The sequence below is a fragment of the Actinomadura physcomitrii genome (assembly GCF_008923205.2).
In the GTDB taxonomy this organism is placed as follows: domain Bacteria; phylum Actinomycetota; class Actinomycetes; order Streptosporangiales; family Streptosporangiaceae; genus Spirillospora; species Spirillospora physcomitrii.
This window is the reverse complement of sequence record NZ_WBMS02000038.1, coordinates 37,228-58,890: the sequence shown is the minus strand read 5'-3', so window position 1 is coordinate 58,890 and position 21,663 is coordinate 37,228. Positions and strand designations below refer to the sequence as shown.

Here is a 21,663-nt window from a genome sequence, read left to right as displayed (position 1 = left end):
CATGACGTACAGCAGCAGGCCCTCGGAGGCCGAGACGGGACCGCCTGCCGCCGCACCGGCGGCGGACGACCAGCGAGCACCGGACGATCGGGGCGCACCGGACGTCCCCGACCCCCGTCCCGATCCGGTGGCGGCGCCCGCCGCCGCGGGCGCGGGGTTCCCCGGCGGCGCGGCGGGGACGGCCGCTGCGGGCATGGCCGGCGCAGTCGGCACGGTCGTCGGCACGGCCACCGGCGCGGCGCCCCCGGACGGGGAGCGCGCGGGCTCCGGGCCGGTCCGGATCTCCTCGCCGCCGAAGCCGCGCAAGGAGCGCGACCCGTTCTTCGACAACGCGAAGTACTTCGCGATCCTGCTGGTGGTGTCGGGCCACTCGATCGCCAACCTGCAGAACGTCCCGATGGCCAAGGGCCTGTACATCTTCATCTACATGTTCCACATGCCGCTGTTCATCGTGATCACCGGCTACTTCTCCCGGAACTGGACGTTCTCCCCGGGCAAGGCCCGCAAGCTCATCACCAACGTCGGCGTCCCGTACGTGGTGTTCGAGATCGCGTACTCGCTGTACGACTGGCTGGCGGGCCGCCACGACCTGGAGATCAGCCTGCTGAGCCCGTACTACCTGACGTGGTTCCTGTGCGCGCTGTTCCTGTGGCGGCTGTCCACCCCGGTGTGGCAGCAGATCCGGTGGCCGATGGCCGTGGCGATGGGGTTCGCCCTGCTGTCGTACATGAGCGACCTCGGCAGCACCTTCGACATCCACCGGGTCTTCGGGCTGCTGCCGTTCTACGTCCTCGGCCTGAAGCTCCGGCCGGAGCACTTCGAGCTGCTGAAGAGGCCCATCGCGCGGCCGATCGGCGCGGCCGTCCTCGCGGTCGGGCTGGCGTGCTCCTACCTGGTGATGAAGCACATGTCGGTGCGGTGGATCTTCTGGAAGGACCCGCACTTCAAGCTCGGCGTCGGCGACTTCCAGGGCACCCTGATGCGGCTGGCGATGTTCGCGTGCGCCACCGTGCTCGTCGCCGCGTTCCTGACGCTGATCCCGCGCAAGCGGCACTGGTTCACCGCGCTGGGCGCGACGACGCTGTACTGCTACCTGCTGCACGGCTTCGTCACCCGGCTGCTGAACTTCACCGGCTGGTGGGGTGCGGACTGGATGCACACGCCGGGCGGCGTCGTCGCGGTGATCTGCGGCGCCTGCGTCGTCGGAACGTTCCTGTGCTCGCCTCCGGTCCGCCGGGCCATGAGCTGGGCGCTGGAGCCCAAGATGACCTGGGTGTTCACCCCGCTGCGGCGTCCGAGCCGCGGCTAGCCCGGCCCGCGCTCGCGCCGCCGCGGCGGCCGAGCCGCGGCGGACCGGCCGTACGGAACCGGAACAATCTCTCATCCGGCCCCAGGGCCGCCGATCGCGGACTAGAGTCGCCCTGCCCGCACGTGAACGGTTGTCACGGACGAAATGAATCCTTCGGAGACATGACGGAAACCCTCCCTCAGCCGCGCCCCCAGGAGCCGGGCCGGCCTCCCGCCGGCGGGCCGGCGCACGCCGCGCGCCCCGCCGCGGAGGCCCCCGCCCCGCCGCGCCCGCGCGACGCCTACTTCGACAACGTCAAGTTCTTCCTCATCCTGCTGGTCGTCGTCGGGCACGTCTGGGAGGTCCTGCGGGCGAACAGCCACGCGGTGGACGCCGCCTACACCGTCGTGTACGGCTTCCACATGCCCGTGTTCGTGTTCGTCTCCGGTTACTTCGCCCGCGGATTCATGCGGTCGACCGACAAATTCCGCAGCGTTTTTCCGACCCTGGTCGTTCCCTACGTGATCTTCGCCGTGCTTTACCGGCTGCAGCTCGTGTTCGTCCGGGGAAATGAATTCCGGCTGCACGAGCTTTTCCGTCCCCAGTTCCTGATGTGGTTCCTCGTCGCGCTGGTGCTGTGGCGGCTGAGCGCCCCGCTCTGGGGGCACCTGCGGCACCCCGTCGCGGTGTCGGTGGCGCTGTCGCTGATCGCCGGGAGCTGGAGCTTCAACGCCGACGCGACGCTGTGCCGGGCCGCGGCGCTGCTGCCGTTCTTCGTCCTCGGCCTGACGATCAGGCCCGAGCTCGCGCAGGCCCCGCGCCGGCGCGGCTGGACCCGCTGGGCCGGGCTCGCGGTGCTGCTGGCGGCGCTGCCCGCCGCGTACGTGTGGGAGCGCGGCACCGTCGTCCCCAAGATCGCGCACGGGGTCCTGCTCTGGAACCGCGGCTACGAGCACATGCACTTCAGCGCCGTCGAGGGCATGTCCTACCGGCTGCTGGCGATGGTGCTCGCGGTCGTCCTCGGCACCGCGTTCCTCGCGGCCGTCCCGCGCGGCCGGGCCTGGTACACCACGCTCGGCACCCGGACGATGTACGTCTACCTGCTGCACGGCCTGATCGTGAAGACGCTGGACTACGGCGGCGTCCTGGACGCGCACTTCTTCAACACCCCGGCCGGGGTGGTCGCGGCCACGCTGGGCGCGCTCGCCGCCGGCGTGCTGCTCGGCACCGACCCGGTGCGGCGGCTCACCCATTGGGCGATCGAACCCACGGGCAGATGGCTACTCAAGCCCTCTCATGGCAGGACATAAGATTCACTTGCCGGATGCGGGTATGATCCAGATTAATCGAGTAGTTGATTGGCGTTCGCGTGAGCAGTGAAAACGACATCTCCCTGAGCATCATCGTGCCCGTGCACAAAGTGCAGGGGTACCTTCGGCAGTGCCTGGATTCGCTGCTGGTCCCGGACGTGCCGAATCTGGAGATCATCGGGATCGACGACGCCTCGCCGGACGCCTGCGGAGAGATCCTGGACGAGTACGCCGAGCGCGACTCGCGGCTGAAGGTGCGCCACCTGACCGACAACGTGGGCCTCGGCGAGGCCCGCAACGTCGGGCTGGACATGGCGACCGGCGACTACGTCTGGTTCTTCGACAGCGACGACTACGCGACCGAGGGCGCCGTCAAGGCGATCTGCGACCGGCTCGCCGAGACCCGGCCGGACGTGCTGATGTTCGACTACGCGCGGTCCTACTGGAACGGGCGGGTCAAGCGGAGCATCATCAACCACCTGTTCCGAGAGCCGCCCGCGCCGGAGGTGTTCACGCTCGCCGACCGGCCGAGCCTGCTGGAGATGTTCACCTCGATCTGGAACCGGGCGATCCGCCGCGAGTTCATGATCGAGCACGGGCTGCGCTTCAACAGCGGCTACTACGAGGACGTCAGCATCACCTACCCGGTCCTGATGGCCGCCGAGCGGGTCAGCTTCCTCGACCGGGTCTGCTACATCTACCGGCAGCGGCGCAGCGGCGCGATCACCAAGACGGCCAGCGCCAAGCACTTCGACGCCTTCGACCAGTACGACCGCATCTTCGCGTTCATGGACCACCTCGGCCCGAAGATGGACCGGTTCCGGCCGCTGATGTTCAACCGGACGATCTGGCACCTGCTGGTCATCATCGAGCGCGCCGACCGCGTGTACCCCTCGGAGAAGCAGCGGTTCTTCGCCGAGATGACCAAGACCTACAACCGCTACAAGCCCCCGGGCCACGTCCCGCCGGACGACGAGCCGAACCTGGCCGACAAGCACCGGGCGATCGAGCGCGGCGACTTCCGGGCCTGGGAGCGCCTCAACGCCCCGACGCTCACGAAGAAGGCGAAGAAGAGCGGCCGCAAGGTCCGCAAGCTGCAAAAGCGCAGCGTCGTCCGCTCCAAGGAACTCGCCAAGGAGCGGTACTACGCGATGCGGCGGCACATGCCGATCGACGAGAACCTCGCGGTGTTCGCCGCCTACTGGTACCGCGGCTACTCCTGCAACCCGGCCGCGATCTACGAGAAGGTCCGGGAGCTGGCGCCGCACATCCGCGGCGTGTGGATCGTGAAGCCGGGCGCGCGCAAGACGATGCCGGACGGCGTGGAGTACGTGGTGGCCGGGTCGGCGGAGTACTACCGGACGATCGCCGCCGCCAAGTACTTCGTCAACAACGTCAACTTCCCCGACAACGTCGTGAAGCGGCCGGGGCAGGTCCATCTGGAGACCCAGCACGGCACGCCGCTGAAGAAGATGGGCCTCGACCAGATGGAGTACCCGGTCGGGGCCGCCGACATGGACTTCAAGGCGCTGATCGAGCGGTCCGACCGGTGGGACTTCCTGCTGTCGGCCAACCCGCTGATGAGCGAGGCGTGGGAGCGGGGCTTCCCGTGCAAGTACGAGCTGCTGGAGATCGGCTACCCGCGCAACGACCGGCTGGTGCGCGCGACGCCGCAGGAGCAGGCGCGGCTGCGCGACGAGCTCGGCGTCCCCGAGGGCAGGACGGCGATCCTGTACGCGCCGACCCACCGTGACTACCAGCGCCGCTACTCCCCGATGTTCGACATCGGCCGGGTCATGGAGCAGCTCGGCGACGACCACGTGCTGCTGCTGCGGGCGCACTACTACTACAAGCTCAAGAACATGGCGGCGGACCTCGGCTGGTCGGAGGACCAGGTCATCGACGTCTCCAAGCACCCGTCCGTCGAGGACCTGATGATCGCCTCGGACGCGCTGCTGACGGACTACTCGTCGGTCATGTTCGACTACGCCAACCTCGGCAAGCCGATCGTGATCTACGCCAACGACTGGGAGACCTACCGGCTCACCCGGGGCGTGAACTTCGACCTGACCGAGTTCCCGCCCGGCGTCATCGCCTACACCGAGTCCGAGCTGGTCGACGCGTTCGCGTCCAGGGCCGCGTGGGGGGACGCGGCGGCGAAGCACCTGGAGGCGTTCCGGGCGCGGTTCTGCCCGTGGGACGACGGGCACGCGGCCGAGCGGGCCGTGCGCCGGGTGTTCCTCGGTGAGCCGCTCCCGCCGGCGGTCGCCGCCGGCCCCGCCTAGCGGCGGCGCTGCGCAGCGCGGCCGGGCCGCGCCGGCCACCATCCCCTGACCGTCCGCGACCGGACCGCCGCGTCCGGCTCGCACAGCCCCCGAAGGAGTGGGCATGACCGCCCCCAGGATCAGTGTCATCGTGCTGTCGCACGGCGCCGGGGACGACCTCGGCGACGCCCTGGACTCGCTCGCGGCCCAGACGTTCCGGGACCTCGAGGTCCTGGTCGTGGACGACGGCACCGGGACGGCCGCGCGGGCGGAGCTGCCCGACGACCGGTTCCGGATCGTCCGCGACGGGGCGCCGAGCCGGGGCGCGGCCCGCAACCTGGGGGTGGCGGAGAGCACCGGCGAGTTCCTGCTGTTCGCCGACGGCGGCGACCCGATGCCGCCGGAGGCGGTCGCCGCGCTGCTGACCGCGCTGGAGGCGTCCGGGTCGCAGCTCGCGACGGGCCCCGACGCGTCCCGCAAGTGGACGGGGCAGGTGTCGCAGTGGAAGGCGCGCGGCGACAACCCCGCCCCCGCCAAGGCCACCGACCTGCACCGCAGCCCGGACCTGCTGCGCAACCGCAAGATCACCGGGACGCTGCTGCGCCGCGCGTTCTGGGACTCGGCGGGCCTGGAGTTCCCCGACCTCGGCCGCTACGACGACCTGCCGGTCATGGTGCGGGCGCTGCACGCGGCGACGTCCGTCGACGTGGTGCCCGACATCGTCCTGCACCGCCGGTCGCGCCGGTACGAACCGACCACCGAGCCGCAGGAGATCGCCGACGGGTTCGGCGCGGCGAACCTCGCGACGACCTGGGTCGCCGAGCGCGGCGACGCCAAGGAGCTGCGGCGGCTGCAGCTCGAGCTGGTCACCACGGAGCTGAAGACGTTCCTGGACGCCCTGCCCGACCTGTCCGGCGAGGAGCGCGAGCAGGTCGTCGCGCAGGCCGCGGCGTACGCCAAGGGCGTGTCGCCGAAGGTGTTCGCCGAGGCGCCCGCGCTGACCCGGCTGAAGTGGCACCTCGCCGAGGCGGGCCACACGATGGAGCTGGTGAAGGTCGTCCGGTACGAGCGCGGCAAGTCGTCGCCGTCGATCGTGCGGGACCCGCTGCGCCGCTACGTCGTCTACCCGTACTGGAAGGACGCGAAGGTCGACGTCCCGCGCGAGGTGTACCGGGCGCGCGACGAGGTCAAGATGCGGGGCCGGGTGCACGCGGTCCGGTGGGAGGACGACCGGCTGGTCGTCACCGGCGAGGCCTACATCAACTCGGTGAGCTCACGCCGCCGCTGGACGTCGATCAAGACGGTGACGCTGCGCGACGGCCGCCGCAAGATCGTGATGAAGGCGCGGCAGACACCGAAGCCGGGCAAGTCGACCGGCGGCTGGACCGGGTTCGAGTTCGCGCTCGACGCCGCGAAGCTGAAGGACCGCGGCGCCTGGCGGGAGGGCACCTGGGAGGTGCACGCCTCGGTGCTGAACGCGGGCGTGTTCCGGCAGGGCCCGGTCCGCGGCGGCGGCTCGGGGACGGGCGCGCACCCGCCCTACCGGTACGTCGCCGACGACGTCCGGATCGTGCCGAAGGTCGTGGACGGGCACTTCGTCGTGCAGGTGGAGCGCGTCCGGGAGCGGGCGACGGCGCTGGCGTGGGACGAGCGCGGGCTGCTGGTCGAGGTGGAGTCGGCGGCGGCGCCGCCCGCGGAGCTGGTGCTGACGCTCGGCGACGCGCGCGTCCCGGTGCCGGTGGAGGCGCGGTCCGGCGGCTGGACGGCGCGCGTCGACCCCGATGCGCTCGACGTCGACATCGAGCCCGGCTCGATCGACGACACCCGCGACTGGACGCTGTCGGCGGACGGCCGGCCGCTCGTCCTCGCCGAGGGCGTGGCGGAGGCGCGGCGCACGTTCGGCGCGCTGGAGGTGAGCGCGGGCCGCGGCCCCGGCGGGTACGTGCGGGTGCGGCGGGCGACGATCCGGCTGTCGGTGAGCGAGGTCGCGTGGCGTCCGGACGGGACGCTGGCGCTGGCGGCGACGCATCCGGCGCACGCGTCCGGGCAGATCGTGGTGCGCAGCCGCGGCCGCCGCAAGGAGCACGCGTTCGACCTGGTCGCGGACGCTTCGGGCACGCTGCGGGCGGAGGTCCCGGCGGCGGCCGTGCCGGGCGTCGCGGGCGTGCTGCCGCTGCGTCCCGGCCGCTGGGACGTGCTGTTCCGGCCGGCGGGCGGGCGGGCGCTGACCGTCCGGCTGACGCAGGAGGCGCAGCGCGCGCTGCCGGGGCCGCTGGAGGTGGCGCGGCGCGGCTACGAGCCGGAGACCAAGGACGGCCGGCTCGTCATCGCCGTCACCGGCGACGTGTCCGGCGAGGAGAAGAGCGCGGGAGCGAAGTACCGGGAGGAGGCGCGGCGCCGGGTCGCCCGCGACGGGCTGCGCGACGCCGTGCTGTTCTCCTGCTTCAACGGCCGGCAGTACTCCGACAGCCCGAAGGCGATCCACCAGGAGCTGCTGCGCCGCGGGATGGACCTGGCGCAGTTCTGGGTCGTCAACGACGCGCAGGTCGAGCTGCCGAACACGCTGCAGGGCGTCCGGCTGAACGGCCGGGAGTGGCAGGAGGCGGTGACGACATCCCGCTACATCGTCACCAACCACCGGCTCGGCGACTGGTTCCAGCGGCACCCCGACCAGGTCGTGCTGCAGACCTGGCACGGCACCCCGCTGAAGAAGATCGGCCGGGACGTCAAGGAGGTCCACTTCGCGTACGCGCCGGGGATGAAGTCGGCGCTGCAGAGCAAGGAGAAGAAGCCGGAGGGGCCGGCCGTCCCCGAGTGGAGCCACCTGCTGTCGCCGAACCCGTTCAGCACGGAGATCTTCCGCCGCGCGTTCGCGTTCAAGGGCGAGATGCTGGAGGTCGGGTACCCGCGCAACGACCTGCTCTACAGCCCGGAGGCCGACACGGTCGCCAAGGCGGTGCGGGCGCGGCTCGGCATCCCGGAGGGCAAGCGGGTCGTGCTGTACGCGCCGACGTGGCGGGACGACCAGTACTACAGCCGGGGCCGCTACAAGCACGACATGCGCCTCGACCTGGACCGCGCGCGCGCCGCGCTGGGCGACGACCACGTCCTGCTGGTCCGGCTGCACTCCAACGTGGTGGACGGCATCACCGAGGACGAGCACGGCTTCGTCCGGGACGTGTCGCTGTACCCGGACATCACCGAGCTGTACCTGATCTCCGACATGATGATCAGCGACTACTCGTCGGTGATGTTCGACTACGCCAACACCGGCCGGCCGATGCTGTTCTTCACCTACGACCTCGCCGACTACCGGGACCGGCTGCGCGGCTTCTACTTCGACTTCGAGGCGGAGGCGCCGGGGCCGCTGGTGGAGACCTCCGACGACCTGATCGACGCGATCCGCGACGTCGAGGCCGCCACGGCGGGCCACCAGGACCGCTACAAGGAGTTCGTGGCGCGGTTCTGCCCGCTGGACGACGGTCACGCGGCGGCGCGCACCGTGGACCGCGTGTTCCCCCCGCCCCGCTGACGGACTCCCCCTGAGGACTTCCCAGTGACTATCCCCAAGGTCAGCGTCATCGTCCCGGTCCACAACTGCCGCGCGTCGGTGGCGGAGACGCTGCGCTCGGTGTTCGAGCAGACGATCGCGCCGGAGCTGGTGGAGGTCGTGGCGGTCGACGACGGGTCCACCGACGGTAGCGGCGACGAGCTGGACCGGCTCGCCGCCGCCGAGCCGCGGCTGGCGGTCGTCCACCAGCCGAACTCCGGGGGGCCGGGCGGGCCGCGCAACACCGGGATCGAGCGGGCCCGCGGCGAGTACCTGTTCTTCCTGGACGCCGACGACCGGCTCGGCCCGCAGGCGCTGGAGCGGATGTGCGCGCTGGCGGACGAGCAGGGCTCCGACATCGTGATCGGCAACTATGTCGGCGTCGGGCGGGGCGCGGCGCGGTTCGCGGAGAACATCGCCAGGGTCTCGGTGGACGACCCGGAGATCGACGTCTTCTCGCAGTCGCTGACGGCGCAGAAGCTGTTCCGCCGGGAGCTGGTCGAGGCGAACCGGATCCGGTTCCCGGAGGGGCTGCTGTCCGGCGAGGACAAGGTGTTCGCCGTGCACGCGTACCTGCACGCGTCGGGCGTCTCGGTCATCGCCGACTACGACTGCTACTACCTGGTGGAGCGCGACGACGGCACCAGCATCATGCAGACGGGCGGCGCGTCCTCCGCGGACTACTACGCGAGGGCGGCGCGGCCGCTGCTGGAGATGGTCGTCGCGCACCGGCGCCCGGGTCCGATCCGCGACCGGATGCTGCTGCGGCTGTTCACCCGGGACGTGCTGCACCGGATCAATGCGCACCGCTTCCTGGAGGACTCGGCGGAGTACCGGCGGCAGACCCGGGACGGGGTGCGCGGCCTGTGCGAGGACTTCCTCACCCCGGCGGTGCTGATGCGGATGCCGCCGCGGCTGCGGCTGATCGCGCACTGCGTGCGGAGCGGTCACGACGAGCTGCTGACCCGGATCGTCGAGACGGCTCTCGCGCCCGGCCCGGTCCCGGTCGTCGTGGACAAGGACCGCGCGTACGAGGTGTACCCGGGCTTCCGGGAGCCGTCCGCGGCGATCCCGGACGCCTACTTCGACGTCACCGACCGGCTGCGGACCAAGCGGAACCTGACCGGGCTGGGCTGGGAGGGCGGGGCCCTGCGGGTCGCCGGGACCGCCGTGCTCGCCCGGGTCGACCGGGACGCGCAGTCGCTCGCGCTGCTGCTGCGGCACCGCAGGTCCGGCGCCGAGCGCAGGCTGCCGGTCGAGGGGGGCGTCGACGGCTTCACCGCCGCCGTCGCGGTGCCGGCGCCCGGCCCGGTGGAGGGCGGCGCGGGCGCGAGCGCCGCGGAGGGGCTGCTGGAGGCGGGCATCTGGGACCTGTACGCCGAGGTCACCGCCGGCCGGCTGGTCAAGGAGGGGCGGCTCGGTGCCGACCGCGCCGAGGGCGCCGCGCTGCCGCCGGAGCGGTTCGTCGCGTCCGCGCGGGGCGCCGCCGCGGTCGAGCCGTTCTTCACGCGCGAGTACGGCAACCTGAGCTTCACCGTGCGGCCGGGCGCGGCCGGGCTCGCCCGGCTGGCCGCCGTGCAGGAGATCGGCTGGGACGGCGACGGGCGGCTGCTGGTGCGCGGGCGGGTGCCCGCCGCGCCCGGCGCGCATGCGCACGTCCGGGTGGGCCTCGCGCTCGACCGGCGCGGCGGCGGCGAGTCCTTGCGGGGCGAGGCGCGGGCCGCGGAGGACGGCGACGCCGTCGCGTTCACCGCCTCCGTCGACCCGCGCGGGCTGTCGTCGGGCCGGTGGGACGCGTGGCTGGAGCTCGCGGTGGGCGGCGACACCGCCCGGGTCCGGGTGCCGATCGCGGAGGCGGGACGGTCCGCGGCGGTCGCCTGCGCGCCGTTCGGGATGCGCCGCGCCCGCTACTACCGGACGGGCAGCGGGAACCTCGCGGTCGAGGTCGTGCCGGGGAAGGTCCCGGCGATGGCGCGGTCGGCGCGGCGCCGGCTCGGCGGCCGGGGACGCCGCTGACGCACCCGGGAGCCGCGGCGGGCGTGCTCACGATCGGCCGGCTCGGCGCCCCGCCCGCGCCGCCGGACGGGCCGGCGCTAGGCGCTGAGGGACCTCTCGGCGGCGGGTTCGTCGTCGTCCTGTCCCGCGCCGGGCTCGGCGACCGGGTCCAGGCGGACGCGGCGCGGCGACGGGAGGAGCGCGAGGCCGAGCGCGATGCAGGCGAACGGCACGGCAGGCAGCACGTAGCGGTAGTCGAAGTCGGCGGTCGCCGCCGGGATGACCAGCAGCGCGAGGCTCATCCCCCACGGCATCAGCGCGCCCGTCCCCCAATGCCGGACGGGCCCGAGCAGCCGCCACCGGGTGCCGCGACGACCGATGTGCGGCAGCGCGAGCACCAGCCCGCCGAGCAGGACGAGCCCGAGGACCGTGCCGGGCATCGACATGCGGTCCTGGTAGTCCAGCATCGTCCCGGCCCAGGGCCGGACGACCTTGGCCTCGCCGCCGGACGGGTCGTACTTGACGGCCTCCAGCGCCTGGTCGTCGTCCCACGACTCGCCCTCCGGGAAGACGTACTCCAGCCACGTCCACGGCGTCGGGTACGGCTCGCGCTTCCAGTCGAACGACCGCCATGTGTCGCGGAACACCACGTGCGCGTAGTCGCCCGGCTGCTTCTCGATCGCCTGCTTGGTGAACTCGCTCGCCAGCCGGTTCGCCTCGTCGCCGGTGATCCAGCCGGGGATCCGGTGGAACGGCGAGTCGTCGGTCCACAGCACCGCGAACGCCGGCGCGATATTCGGGTTGGAGTCCTTCGGGCACATGATCTGCAGCTCGGGACTCGGCTTGATCTTGGCGCAGTCGGCGAACGCGGCGGTGCGGCCGTAGATCCAGACGGAGCCCGCCTTCGTCACCGCGAACTCGCCGTGGACCTGCTTGAACCAGTACATGTAGCCGCCGAGCGGCACCGCGAACGCGATCACGACGGCGACGAGCGCGCGCCATCCGGCGCGCCGCAGCAGCATCCCGACCAGGATCACCGCGACCAGCGGCAGCCCGGCCGACCGGGTCACCGCGGCGAACGCGGCGAACAGCCCGGCGAGGGCGCCGAGCCACCAGGTCGAGCGGCGCCGCCACAGCGCCGCGGCCACCGCCGCCACCAGCAGGAACGTGAAGAACGAGTCCGACATGAGCATGTGCTCGAGGGCGATCTGGTAGCTGTCCAGCAGCACCGGCACCGGCGCGGCCGCCGCGAGCAGCCCGGGGAGGAAGTCGCGCCACGCCAGGCGGCCCGCGTGCCGCCCGGGGCCGAGCGGCCACGCCGCCCGCGCCGCGCGCCACACCACCAGGTACACCAGGACGCCGGCGAGGACGCCGATGGCGTGCTGGACGGCGACCACCACGGTGAAGCTGTGGAACGGCTTCAGCGCCCACAGCAGCAGCGAGTAGCCGCTCGGCCGCGTCTCGCCCGGCTGGAGCTCCAGCGCCGCCCGGAGGTATCCGGAGGAGTCCCCGCTCCACCTCGGCGCCGGATATCCGCGCACCGCCACGACCCGGATCCAGACCGCGACCGCCAGCACGCCGGCGAAGGGCAATTGGGCGAGAACTGCCGTAGGTCTGACGCGCACCGGCAAAGCCTACCCAGCCCCTCCCATCAAAACGATCGGGACGAGCCGGGCACCGTCCTCTTGCGTCCCGTACGTCCCACTAACGGAGTCACGACTCGGTGACAATGCCGGAGACCGCATCCGGACAGCCGATAGCATCGACCGGTCCCGGCACGAAAGGAATCCCTCCATGGCGAACTTCACGCTCGACGACGTTCGGCAACGGACGTACAAGGCGCGTGACGCGTGGTGGACGGTCCTGCTGGTCGACCCGCTCGCGTCCCGCCTGGTGAAGTTCACCGCGAACCGGACCCGGATCACGCCCAACCAGCTCACCGTGGGCGCGCTGATCCTCGGCCTCGGCGCGGGCGCCTGCTTCGCGGCGGCGTCCTGGCCGTGGCTGCTGGCCGGGGCGCTGCTGTACCACCTGTCGTTCACGCTCGACTGCATGGACGGCAAGATCGCGCGGCTGAAGGGCACCGGCTCGGTGTTCGGCGCGTGGCTGGACTACATCTTCGACCGCGTCCGGGTGCTGGCCTGCGCGGTCGCGCTGATGGCCGGGCAGTACGCGGCGACGGGCAACGTCGCCTACGTGTGGACGGCGCTCGGCGTCGTCTTCCTGGACATGCTCCGCTACATGGACGCCCTGGAGATCTACAAGGTGCGCGCGCAGATGCGCACCACGCTGATGGACGCGCGCCGGGAGGCCGAGGCGCTGGAGGCGGCGGCGCGGGGCGGCGCGGCGCAGGGCGCGGTGCCGGACGCCGCGGAGGTCGACACGGACCTGCGCTCGGCCGAGGGCGCGCTCGGCGCGGACCCGCAGGCCGAGGAGGAGCGGGTCGTCGGCGACACCGAACGCGCCAACGCCGACCTGCAGGCCGGGTTCTACAAGCGGTTCCCGTGGTACATCCGGATCCGCAACGTGCTGCTGCGCGGCCGGATCCGCCCGCACCTGATCAGCGGCATCGAGTTCCAGATGGGCGTGTTCATCGTCGCCCCGGTGATCGCCGCCGCCGTGCCCGGCGCGATCATCCCGGTGGTGTGCGTGAGCGCGGCGGGCATGCTGGCGTTCGAGCTGTTCATCATCTACAAGTTCTGGCTGTCCAGCCGGGACTACAGCCGCAGCCTCGCCAAGCTGAACGCCAAGATCGACGAGTACCGGGCGCAGCTGCCCGAGGACGTCGTGGAGCACCACGTCGGCGCGGGCGCCGGCAGCTCCGGCTGACGCCCGCGCCGCGGGTCACGCCGCGGCGAGGAGGTCGGTCCACTGCCGGCAGACCTCGTCCAGGCCGTATGCGGCGCGGACCTGGTCGCGGGCCAGCCGCGCGTCGGCCCCCCACCGGTCCAGCGCGACGGTGCCGGCGATCGAGGCCGCCATCGCGGACGGGTCGGCGTGGATCCACCGGGTGTCGTAGATCGTCTCCGCGCCGGGCCAGCCGAGCAGCGCCGGGACGGCCCCGGACGCCATGCCCTCGGCGGGCGCGAGGTGGAAGCTCTCGTCGTCGCTGGTGGACAGGACGAACCCGATCCGGCGCAGCCAGGACGCCACGTCCCGCCCGTAGGAGTCGAACACGACGCCGCCGGACAGCACCGGGGACCGGCGGATGCGGCGGAACACCTTCTCGTAGTGGGCGCGCTCCTCGTCCTTCTGCCAGATCCACCAGTACTCCCACGGGAGCTTGGACTTGACGAAGAGGGTGAAGCGCGGGTCGTCGCGGCGCAGCTCCTCCAGCGCGTCCAGGGCGAGGTCGAGCCGCTTGCGGGACGGCGCGATGCCGATCATGCCGAGGTGGTGCTCGGCGCCGGCCAGCTTCGGCCGGTCGAGCTGCCGGTCGTCCACCCAGTTCGGCACCGTGGTGATCTTTGACATCGGCCAGCCGAGGATCTCGTGGGTGAGCCGCGCGTAGTGCGGGCTGACGCAGATGACCTGGTCGACGGCGTCGATGTCGAGGTGGCGGGGCCAGCGCGCGTACAGCTCGAAGCGGTGCAGCCGGACGACGAGCCGCTGCCCGGGCCGCTTGCGCTGCGCGAACCAGATCGCGTTCGGCCCGCACCACTCGCACACGATCACGTCGGCCCAGTCGACGAGCTCCTGGCTGCGCTCCTCGTCGTGGACGCGCAGCGCCGCCCACGGGTCGACGCGGACCTCCATGTCGGGCCGCGACCTCAGGTAGTCGAGCAGGCGGGTGAAGAACTTCAGGTCGTGGCCGGCGACGCCGACGCGCAGGCGCCGGCCCCCGGCCGGAGCCGGCGGCGCGGCCGGAGCGCCCGGCGCGGCGGAGCGGCGCGCGTGCTCCTCAGCGGCGGCGAGGACGGCGGCGGACGGCTCCGGGAACGTCTGCGCGAGGCAGTCCTTCAGGCGTCCCGCCGCGGCGTCCAGCGTGAACCCGGCGGCGGCGGACCGGCAGCGCTCGGCGGCGAGGGTGTAGACGTCGGGGTTCTTGCCGATGATCGTCAGCGCGTCGAGGACGTCGTCCTCGGTGGCGGAGAACAGCGGGTAGTCGGCGCCGAACAGCCGCTCGTGCATCGGCGTGCGGTTCAGCACGACCGGGACGCCGAGCGTCCCGCACTCCAGCACCTTCGTGGACAGCTCCAGGCTCGCGTCCATCTCCGGGTGCCGCCACGACAGCCCGACGTCGGACGCGGCCGTCAGCCGCATCGCCTCGCCGCGCGGGTGGCCGCCGTGCCAGACGACGCCCTCCCCGGTCTCCAGCGCGGTCCGCATCCGGGTCGCGAACCCGGGGTCCTTCGGATCGTCGTGGATCTTGTCGCCGACCATGTGCAGCTCGGCGTCCACGCCGCGCATCGCGAGCAGGCGCGGCAGCGACGTCATCTCGTAGGTGTTCCAGCGCGGCGCGAACTTGCCGGTGTAGACGAGCTTGAGCGCGCGGCCGTCCGGGGCGCCGCCGGGACGCGGCTGCAGTCCGTCGGGCAGCACGACGACGGGCGGGAACAGCACGCTCTTGCCGGCGGTCGCGGGGACGGCGCTCTCCAGGAAGCCGCGCAGCTCCTCGGTCTGGCAGAGCAGCACCCGGGACGCGTCCGCGATGCGGCGCAGCTCGCCCTTGGCGGAGCCGGCGAACCCGGCGGCGGACTGCGGGACGTCGGTCAGGTACGTCCACAGCCGCCCGGCGAGCGGCCCGGCGGACAGCTTGCCCGCGAGCCGGCGGCCCCGCACGACGACGAGGTCGAACGGCTCGGGCTCGTCGATCCGGGCGAGGACGCCGGCGGCCTGCTTGGCCGGCATGCCCGCCTCGCCTTCGACGAGGCCTTCGGCGTGCGGGCTGCGGACGGTGACGCCGGGCAGGGCGCGCAGCGGGTCGACCAGCCGGCCGGTCCGGACCGGGGCCTTGAGCACCAGGGTCACCGCGCAGCCGGCGCGGGCCAGCGCCTGGACCATGCCCTGGGCCCAGATCGCCGATCCGTCGATCAGGTTCAGGTCGACGTCGCCGTAGACGAGGGCGCGAGGTGGCACAGCAGTTCCTTTCAACGAGGCAGCGTCATTTCCGGGGGCGGACCCCCGGACCCCCCGGGCTGCGCCCGTTGCGAGGGTTCGAGCAGGTCGTGCAGCCGGTCCGGGGCGGTGGCGGCGGCGTCCCAGTCCAGCAGCGCGAGCGTGGCGGGCGGCGCCTCCCCCCACAGGACGAGCGGCAGCGAGCGGGCCGCGGCGATCTGCCGGACGTCGTGGAGCGCGCGGTCCCGGTCGTACATGCCGGGGACGCCGAGGTAGGCCCACGGCCCGCCGGGCTCGCCGGCCGCCGCGTCGACGACGACCAGGTCCACGTCCGCGGTGTCGAGGACGATCGTGGCGTCGTGCGGGTAGAGCGGGATCACCTTGGCGTGCTCGCGCAGCGCCGCCGCCGTCGCGGGCGCGAAGATCCCCGCGATGACGATGCCGTCGTAGGGCGCGGCGGCGAGCAGCCGGTCCTCGGGCCGGTCGATCCGGTCGAGCTGGAGCCGGTCGCTCCCGGACGCCGGCGGGCTCTGCTCGGGGCCGTTGCGCTTGCGCCAGAGCCGGTACAGCTCCTTCGGCAGCCGGACGCCGCGCCTGCGCGGGTTGCGGGCGGCGCCGGCGACGAGCCGGCCGAACTGCAGGGTGACCGAGGTCTCCAGCGCGCTGAGGCGCCGCTCCAGCTCCTGGACGCGCGCCTCGCGCTCCCGCAGGGCCGCGCGCAGCCGCGCCGCCTGCCGGTTCGCCTTCGCGCCGTCCGCTCCGCTCATCCGAGGGCTCCGTTCTCACTGAGGTAGTTCATGACCACTTCCGCGATGCGGGGGCCGGCGTGGCCGTCCCACAGCGGCGGCTTGCGGTCCCCGGCCTGCGCGCCGGACTCCAGCACCTTGCGGACCCCCGGCACCAGTTCCGCGAAGGTGACGAGCCGGTTCGTCCCGTGGGTGATCGTGATGGGCCGCTCGGTGTTGGGCCGGACGGTCAGGCACGGCACCCCGAGGATCGTCGTCTCCTCCTGCAGGCCGCCGGAGTCGGTGACGACCGCCGCCGCGCCCCGCACGGCCGCGATGAAGTCGATGTACCCGAGCGGTTCGAGGACGTGCACGCGCTCGTGCTCGTCGAGCCCGGCGGCCAGCAGGTTCGCGCGGCCGCGCGGGTGCACCGGGATGACGAGGTCGGCCAGGTCGGCGACGCCGTGCAGGTGCCGGACGAGCGCCGCGGCGGTCTCCGGCACGTCCACGTTCGCGGGCCGGTGCATGGTCGCGAGGACGTACCGGTCCGGCAGCCCGTGCGCCTCCCGGACGCGTCCGGTGTCGAACGAGTCGAGGTTGGCCAGCAGCGTGTCGATCATCGGGTTGCCGACCAGGTGCGCCCGCTCCACCGGGACGCCCTCGTTCGCCAGGTGCCCGATCCCCTCCGGGCTCGTCACCAGGCAGATGTCGGAGAGCTGGTCGGTGAGCCGCCGGTTCACCTCCTCCGGCATGGTCATGTCGAAGGAGCGCAGCCCGGCCTCCACATGGGCGACCGGGATGTGCAGCTTGGCCGCGACCAGCGCGGCGGCGATCGTCGAGTTCACGTCGCCGTACACGATGACGAGCGCCGGTGAACGGCTCGTGAACTCACCGTCGAGGCCGACCATGAGGGCCGCGGTCTGCTCGGCGTGCCCGCCGGAGCCGACGCCGAGGTTCACGTCCGGCTCGGGCAGTCCCAGCTCGGCAAAGAAGATCTCCGACATCCGGGCGTCGTAGTGCTGCCCGGTGTGGATCACCGCCTGGTCGGCTCCGGCCGCCCGCAGGGCGCCGATGACCGGCGCCGCCTTCACGAAGTTGGGCCGCGCGCCGAGGACGTGCACGATGGGTGACACCACAATTTCCCTTCTGTTCATCGGGGTTGCCTACGCTCCGTCGCCGTGCGGAACAATGCCCTGAAAAAGCCGGTCTACCTGCTGGGACTCACCTGGCGCCAGATCCGCGACGATCCCGGCCGGGCGCCCCGGCTGGCGGTGCGGCTGCTGGCCCGGGCGGCGCCCGGCCCGCTCGGCGGGCGGCTGCGCCGGTCCCGGCTGGCGGTGCCGCGGCCGCGCGGGGCGCGGCGCGAGAACGCGGAGCTGCGCGAGCTGCTGGCCCATACCCCGCCGGCGCGCAAGCGTCCGGCCGGGCCGGCCCGGCCGGCCGGCCGGGGCGGTTCGGGGACGGGCGTGCTGCAGTTCGTGACGAACGCGCTGCCGGCCACGAACGCCGGCTACACCGTCCGGACGCACCGGATCGCGCTGGCGCAGCGGGAGATGGGGTTCGGCACCCATGTCGCGACGCGGCTCGGATACCCGCTCAGCCAGGGGCTCGGGGACGCGCGGGCCCGGGTGGAGGTCGACGGCGTCCCGTACCACCGGCTGCTGCCGTGGCTGCCGCCCGCCGGGCCCGTCCGGGCCGTGGCGAAGGGCGCCGACCTGGCCGGGCGGCTCGTCGAGGAGCTGCGCCCGGACGTCCTGCACGCGGTCAGCAACCATCTGAACGCGGCGGTCGCGCTGGAGCTCGGCCGCCGGCACGGGCTGCCCGTCGTGTACGAGGTGCGCGGCTTCCTGGAGGACTCGTGGCTGTCGCGCGACCCGGCGCACAGCGCGTCCGACGAGTTCTACCGGCTGACCCGGGAGCTGGAGACCCGCCGGATGGCCGAGGCCGACGCGGTCGTCACGCTCGGCGAGGCGATGCGCGCGGAGATCGCGTCCCGCGGCGTCCCGGAGGAGAAGATCTTCGTGGTGCCGAACGGGGTGGACGAGGCGTTCCTCGAGCCGCTGCCGGACGCCGCCGGCCTGCGCGCGGAGCTCGGCATCGCCGCGGACGCCACCGTCGTGGGCCTGACGTCGTCGTTCTACGGCTACGAGGGCATCGACACGCTGATCGACGCGGCGGCGCTGCTGCGCGACCGCGGCGCGCCGGTCACGCTGCTGCTGGTCGGGGACGGGCCGGAGCGCGGCGCCCTGGAGCGGCGTGCGGCCGGGCACGGCGTTCACGCCGTGTTCACCGGGCGGGTGCCGATGGGTTCCGTTCGCCGCTACCACGCGCTCCTCGATGTGTTCGCGGTCCCGCGCCGGGCGGACCGGGTGTGCCAATTGGTGACGCCTCTCAAGCCGCTGGAGGCGATGGCCGGGGGAATCCCCGTCATAGCCAGTGATGTCAGGGCACTTCGCGAAATCGTGGAACCGGGCGTGACCGGGGCGTTAACAGTTCCGGAAGACGCGGAAGCATGGGCGAATTGTCTGGAAGAGCTGGCTTACAGTCCCGAAAGTAGGCGAAAAACAGGTCAGCGGGCCCGGGAATGGGTTCGGGCGGAACGCACCTGGCGGGCCGTCGCGACGGGGTACCGGGCCGCCTACGGCCTCCGCTGAGGCCGTCCCGACGGACCTCGACTCGATCGAATCGCCATACCTGACATCCGGGAGCGCGCCGGGCGCGCGCACCGATCTCGAAGGGAGCCGGGCATGGATCTGGTGGTCATCGGACTCGGCTATGTGGGCCTTCCGCTGGTACGGGAGGCGTGCCGGGCCGGTCTGCAGGTCGGCGGCCTGGACCGCGACGCGCGGGTGGTGGAGGGGCTGAAGGCCGGCCGCTCGCACATCGACGACGTCGCGCCGGCCGAAGTGGCCGACATGCTCCGGGCCGGGTTCGCGCCCAGCCTGGAGGCGGACGTGCTGGACGGCGCCCGGACGGTGGTGATCTGCGTGCCGACCCCGCTGTCGCCCGACGGCGGCCCGGACCTGACCGCCGTGCGCGGCGCCGCCGAGACCGTCGCGGCCCACCTGGCGCCGGGCACCCTGGTGGTGCTGGAGTCCACCACCTACCCGGGCACCACCGACGAGGTCGTGCGGCCCATCCTGGAGGCCTCCGGCCTGGTCGCGGGCGAGGACTTCCACCTGGCGTTCTCCCCCGAGCGCATCGACCCGGGCAACACCGTCTACGGGGTCCGCAACACCCCCAAGATCGTCGGCGGTCTCACGCCCGCCTGCGCGTCGGCCGCCGCCGCGTTCTACGGCAAGTTCGTCGAGCGCGTCGTCGAGGCCAAGGGGACGCGCGAGGCCGAGATGGCCAAGCTGCTGGAGAACACCTACCGGCACGTCAACATCGCGCTGGTCAACGAGATGGCGGTGTTCTGCAACGAGCTCGGCATCGACCTGTGGGACGCCATCGACTGCGCCGCCACCAAGCCCTTCGGGTTCCAGGCGTTCCGGCCCGGCCCGGGGGTCGGCGGGCACTGCATCCCGATCGACCCCAACTACCTGTCCTACAAGGTCCGCTCCCTGGGGTACCCGTTCCGGTTCGTCGAGCTGGCGCAGGAGATCAACGACCGGATGCCCCGGTACGTCGCCGAACGCGCCCAGCAGCTCCTGAACAGGGAGGGCCGCGCGCTCAAGGGCGCCAAGGTGCTGCTGCTGGGCGTCACCTACAAGGCCGACATCGCCGACCAGCGCGAGTCGCCCGCCCGGCCCGTCGCCCGCCGCCTCGCCCGCCTCGGCGCCGACCTGGCCTTCCACGACCCGTTCGTCGGCGACTGGCAGGTGGACGGCACCCCGGTGCCCGCCGCCGGGCCCGACCTGCCCGCCGCGCTCGCGGACGCGGACCTGGCGATCGTGCTGGCCGACCACGCCGCCTACGACCCCGACACCCTGACCAAGCACGCCCGGCTGCTGTTCGACACCCGCGGCCGCACCCGGGACGTGCACCTCGAGACCGTCGAACTGCTCTAGAAGGAGGGCGCCCGGCGGACCGGAACGAGTCGCCCGCGGCCGTCCACATCGCGGCCAAGGGGAATTCATCGGCGATTTCCATGGGCGACGAAGACTCGAGCAGCAGGCGATTTTACCGGCACCTTGCGGAGTGAGTAATGCGGATCTGTGTTTGCACGGTGGTGCACCATCCGGAGGATGCGCGCATTCTGCACCGGCAGATACGCGCGCTCCTCGACGCCGGCCACGAGGTCACCTACATCGCGCCCTTCCGGGCGTGCAACGTGACCCCCTGGCGCGAGGTCAGCCCGGTGGACGTCCCGCGGGCGACCGGACGGCACCGGCTCCGGGCCCTGCGGGCCGCCCGGCGCGCCATCGGCGAGCACGCCGGCTACGCCGACGTGATCCTCCTGCACGACCCCGAACTGCTGATGGCCCTGCCCCGCGAGACGCGCGGCCGGACCGTCGTGTGGGACGTGCACGAGGACACGGCGGCGGCGCTCACCGCCAAGGGCTGGGTGCCCGGGCCGGTCCGCCCGATGCTGCGGCCGGCCGTCAAGCGGCTGGAGCGGCGCGGCGAGCGGCGGCTGAAGCTGCTGCTCGCCGAGGAGGGGTACCGGGCCCGCTTCCGCGGCGACCACCCGGTCGTGCCCAACACCACCTACGTGTCGGACCTGCAGCCCGGGCCGCCGGACGACCGCCGCGCCGTCTACGTCGGCAACCTGTCGGTGGCGCGCGGCGCGCTCGACATGATCGAGATGGCGCGGCTGCTGGCCCCGGAGGGCATCACCGTCGAGCTGATCGGCTCCGCCGACCCCGACGTGCGGCCCGCGCTCCGCGAGGCGCAGCGGACCGGGCTTCTACGCTGGTACGGGTTCGTCCCGAACGACCGCGCGCTGCGGATCGCCGAGGGCGCGATGGCCGGGCTGGCGCTGCTGCACGACGAGCCCAACTACCGGCACTCGATGCCCACGAAGGTCGTGGAGTACATGGCCCGCGGCGTCCCGGTGATCACCACGCCGAACCCGCCCGCGGTCGACATCGTCGAGCCGGCCGGGTGCGGGCTGGTCGTCCCGTTCGGCGACCCGGCCGCCGCCGCCGGCGCGGTCCTGCGGCTGCGCGACGACCCGGAGCTGCGCGTCGGGATGGGCGAGCGCGGCTACGCGGCGGCCCGCGCCCGCTTCCACTGGCCGGTCCACGCCGCGCGCTTCGTGGCGCAGCTGGAGGCCTGGGCGGGCCGCAGCCCCGCCGTCGTGCCCGACCCCGACCCCGTCCCCGCTCCGCAGGCCCCGTCCGAACCGCTTCCCGAGCCCGTCCCGGACTACTGACGCGCGGCGAGCACCCCCGTTGAGTTGTGGGGGGGGGGGGGGGGGGGGGGGGGGGGGGAGGACCCCCCCCCCCCACCCCACGCGGCAGGGGGGGGGGCCCCCCCCCCCGTTTGTGGGGGGGGGGGGGGGGGTGCCGCCCCCCCCCACCCCCCCCCC

13 protein-coding genes are annotated in these 21,663 nt (G+C 73.0%); 9 read left to right on the top strand and 4 right to left on the bottom strand.

Going from position 1 to position 21,663, the window contains the following annotated elements:
* Position 1 precedes the first annotated feature (1 nt).
* From F8568_RS35035 to F8568_RS35015, 5 genes are all read left to right on the top strand, one after another.
* Positions 2 to 1,309 carry an acyltransferase family protein gene (locus F8568_RS35035; protein ID WP_236009808.1) on the top strand — a complete coding sequence of 436 codons (1,308 nt, stop codon included), beginning with the start codon at positions 2 to 4 and terminating at the stop codon, positions 1,307 to 1,309.
* A 161-nt stretch (positions 1,310 to 1,470) separates the two neighbouring features.
* Positions 1,471 to 2,598 carry an acyltransferase family protein gene (locus tag F8568_RS35030; RefSeq protein ID WP_151597956.1) on the top strand — a complete coding sequence of 376 codons (1,128 nt, stop codon included), beginning with the start codon at positions 1,471 to 1,473 and terminating at the stop codon, positions 2,596 to 2,598.
* 59 nt (positions 2,599 to 2,657) lie between these two features.
* Positions 2,658 to 4,883 (top strand): bifunctional glycosyltransferase/CDP-glycerol:glycerophosphate glycerophosphotransferase, encoded by a 2,226-nt coding sequence (locus F8568_RS35025; protein ID WP_202125704.1) that lies wholly within the window; start codon positions 2,658 to 2,660, stop codon positions 4,881 to 4,883.
* Positions 4,884 to 4,986: 103 nt separating this feature from the next.
* A complete protein-coding gene (locus F8568_RS35020) occupies positions 4,987 to 8,394 on the top strand; it encodes a bifunctional glycosyltransferase/CDP-glycerol:glycerophosphate glycerophosphotransferase (protein ID WP_151597955.1) in 3,408 nt (1,135 codons plus the stop codon).
* 24 nt (positions 8,395 to 8,418) lie between these two features.
* Positions 8,419 to 10,428 carry a glycosyltransferase gene (locus F8568_RS35015; RefSeq protein ID WP_151597954.1) on the top strand — a complete coding sequence of 670 codons (2,010 nt, stop codon included), beginning with the start codon at positions 8,419 to 8,421 and terminating at the stop codon, positions 10,426 to 10,428.
* Between the two features lie 77 nt (positions 10,429 to 10,505).
* Here F8568_RS35015 and F8568_RS35010 read toward each other — a convergent pair whose 3' ends face one another.
* Positions 10,506 to 12,032: a hypothetical protein gene (locus F8568_RS35010; RefSeq protein WP_151597953.1), complete on the bottom strand. Its 1,527-nt coding sequence runs from the start codon at positions 12,030 to 12,032 to the stop codon at positions 10,506 to 10,508.
* A gap of 169 nt (positions 12,033 to 12,201) precedes the next feature.
* On the opposite strand from F8568_RS35010, the gene F8568_RS35005 reads away from it, so the two are divergent.
* Positions 12,202 to 13,236, top strand: coding sequence for a CDP-alcohol phosphatidyltransferase family protein (locus tag F8568_RS35005; RefSeq protein WP_151597952.1), 1,035 nt, complete (start codon positions 12,202 to 12,204; stop codon positions 13,234 to 13,236).
* A gap of 15 nt (positions 13,237 to 13,251) precedes the next feature.
* Here the strand turns inward: F8568_RS35005 and F8568_RS35000 are convergent, their stop codons facing one another.
* From F8568_RS35000 to wecB, 3 genes are all read right to left on the bottom strand, one after another.
* Positions 13,252 to 15,411, bottom strand: coding sequence for a glycosyltransferase (locus F8568_RS35000; protein WP_236009813.1), 2,160 nt, complete (start codon positions 15,409 to 15,411; stop codon positions 13,252 to 13,254).
* A gap of 86 nt (positions 15,412 to 15,497) precedes the next feature.
* The gene (locus F8568_RS34995) at positions 15,498 to 16,232 is read right to left on the bottom strand and encodes a hypothetical protein (protein ID WP_202125703.1); all 735 of its coding nucleotides are present in this window, start codon (positions 16,230 to 16,232) and stop codon (positions 15,498 to 15,500) included.
* Positions 16,229 to 17,344, bottom strand: a complete 1,116-nt coding sequence (wecB, locus tag F8568_RS34990) for a non-hydrolyzing UDP-N-acetylglucosamine 2-epimerase (protein ID WP_151597950.1) — start codon at positions 17,342 to 17,344, stop codon at positions 16,229 to 16,231. The genes F8568_RS34995 and wecB overlap by 4 nt, the downstream gene beginning before the upstream one ends.
* A gap of 24 nt (positions 17,345 to 17,368) precedes the next feature.
* On the opposite strand from wecB, the gene F8568_RS34985 reads away from it, so the two are divergent.
* The 3 genes from F8568_RS34985 (at position 17,369) to F8568_RS34975 (ending at position 21,507) form a co-directional block, all read left to right on the top strand.
* The gene (locus F8568_RS34985; RefSeq protein ID WP_151597949.1) at positions 17,369 to 18,844 is read left to right on the top strand and encodes a glycosyltransferase family 4 protein; all 1,476 of its coding nucleotides are present in this window, start codon (positions 17,369 to 17,371) and stop codon (positions 18,842 to 18,844) included.
* Between the two features lie 93 nt (positions 18,845 to 18,937).
* Positions 18,938 to 20,200 (top strand): nucleotide sugar dehydrogenase, encoded by a 1,263-nt coding sequence (locus tag F8568_RS34980; RefSeq protein ID WP_151597948.1) that lies wholly within the window; start codon positions 18,938 to 18,940, stop codon positions 20,198 to 20,200.
* 137 nt (positions 20,201 to 20,337) lie between these two features.
* A complete protein-coding gene (locus F8568_RS34975) occupies positions 20,338 to 21,507 on the top strand; it encodes a glycosyltransferase (RefSeq protein WP_151597947.1) in 1,170 nt (389 codons plus the stop codon).
* The last annotated feature ends 156 nt before the right edge of the window (positions 21,508 to 21,663 follow it).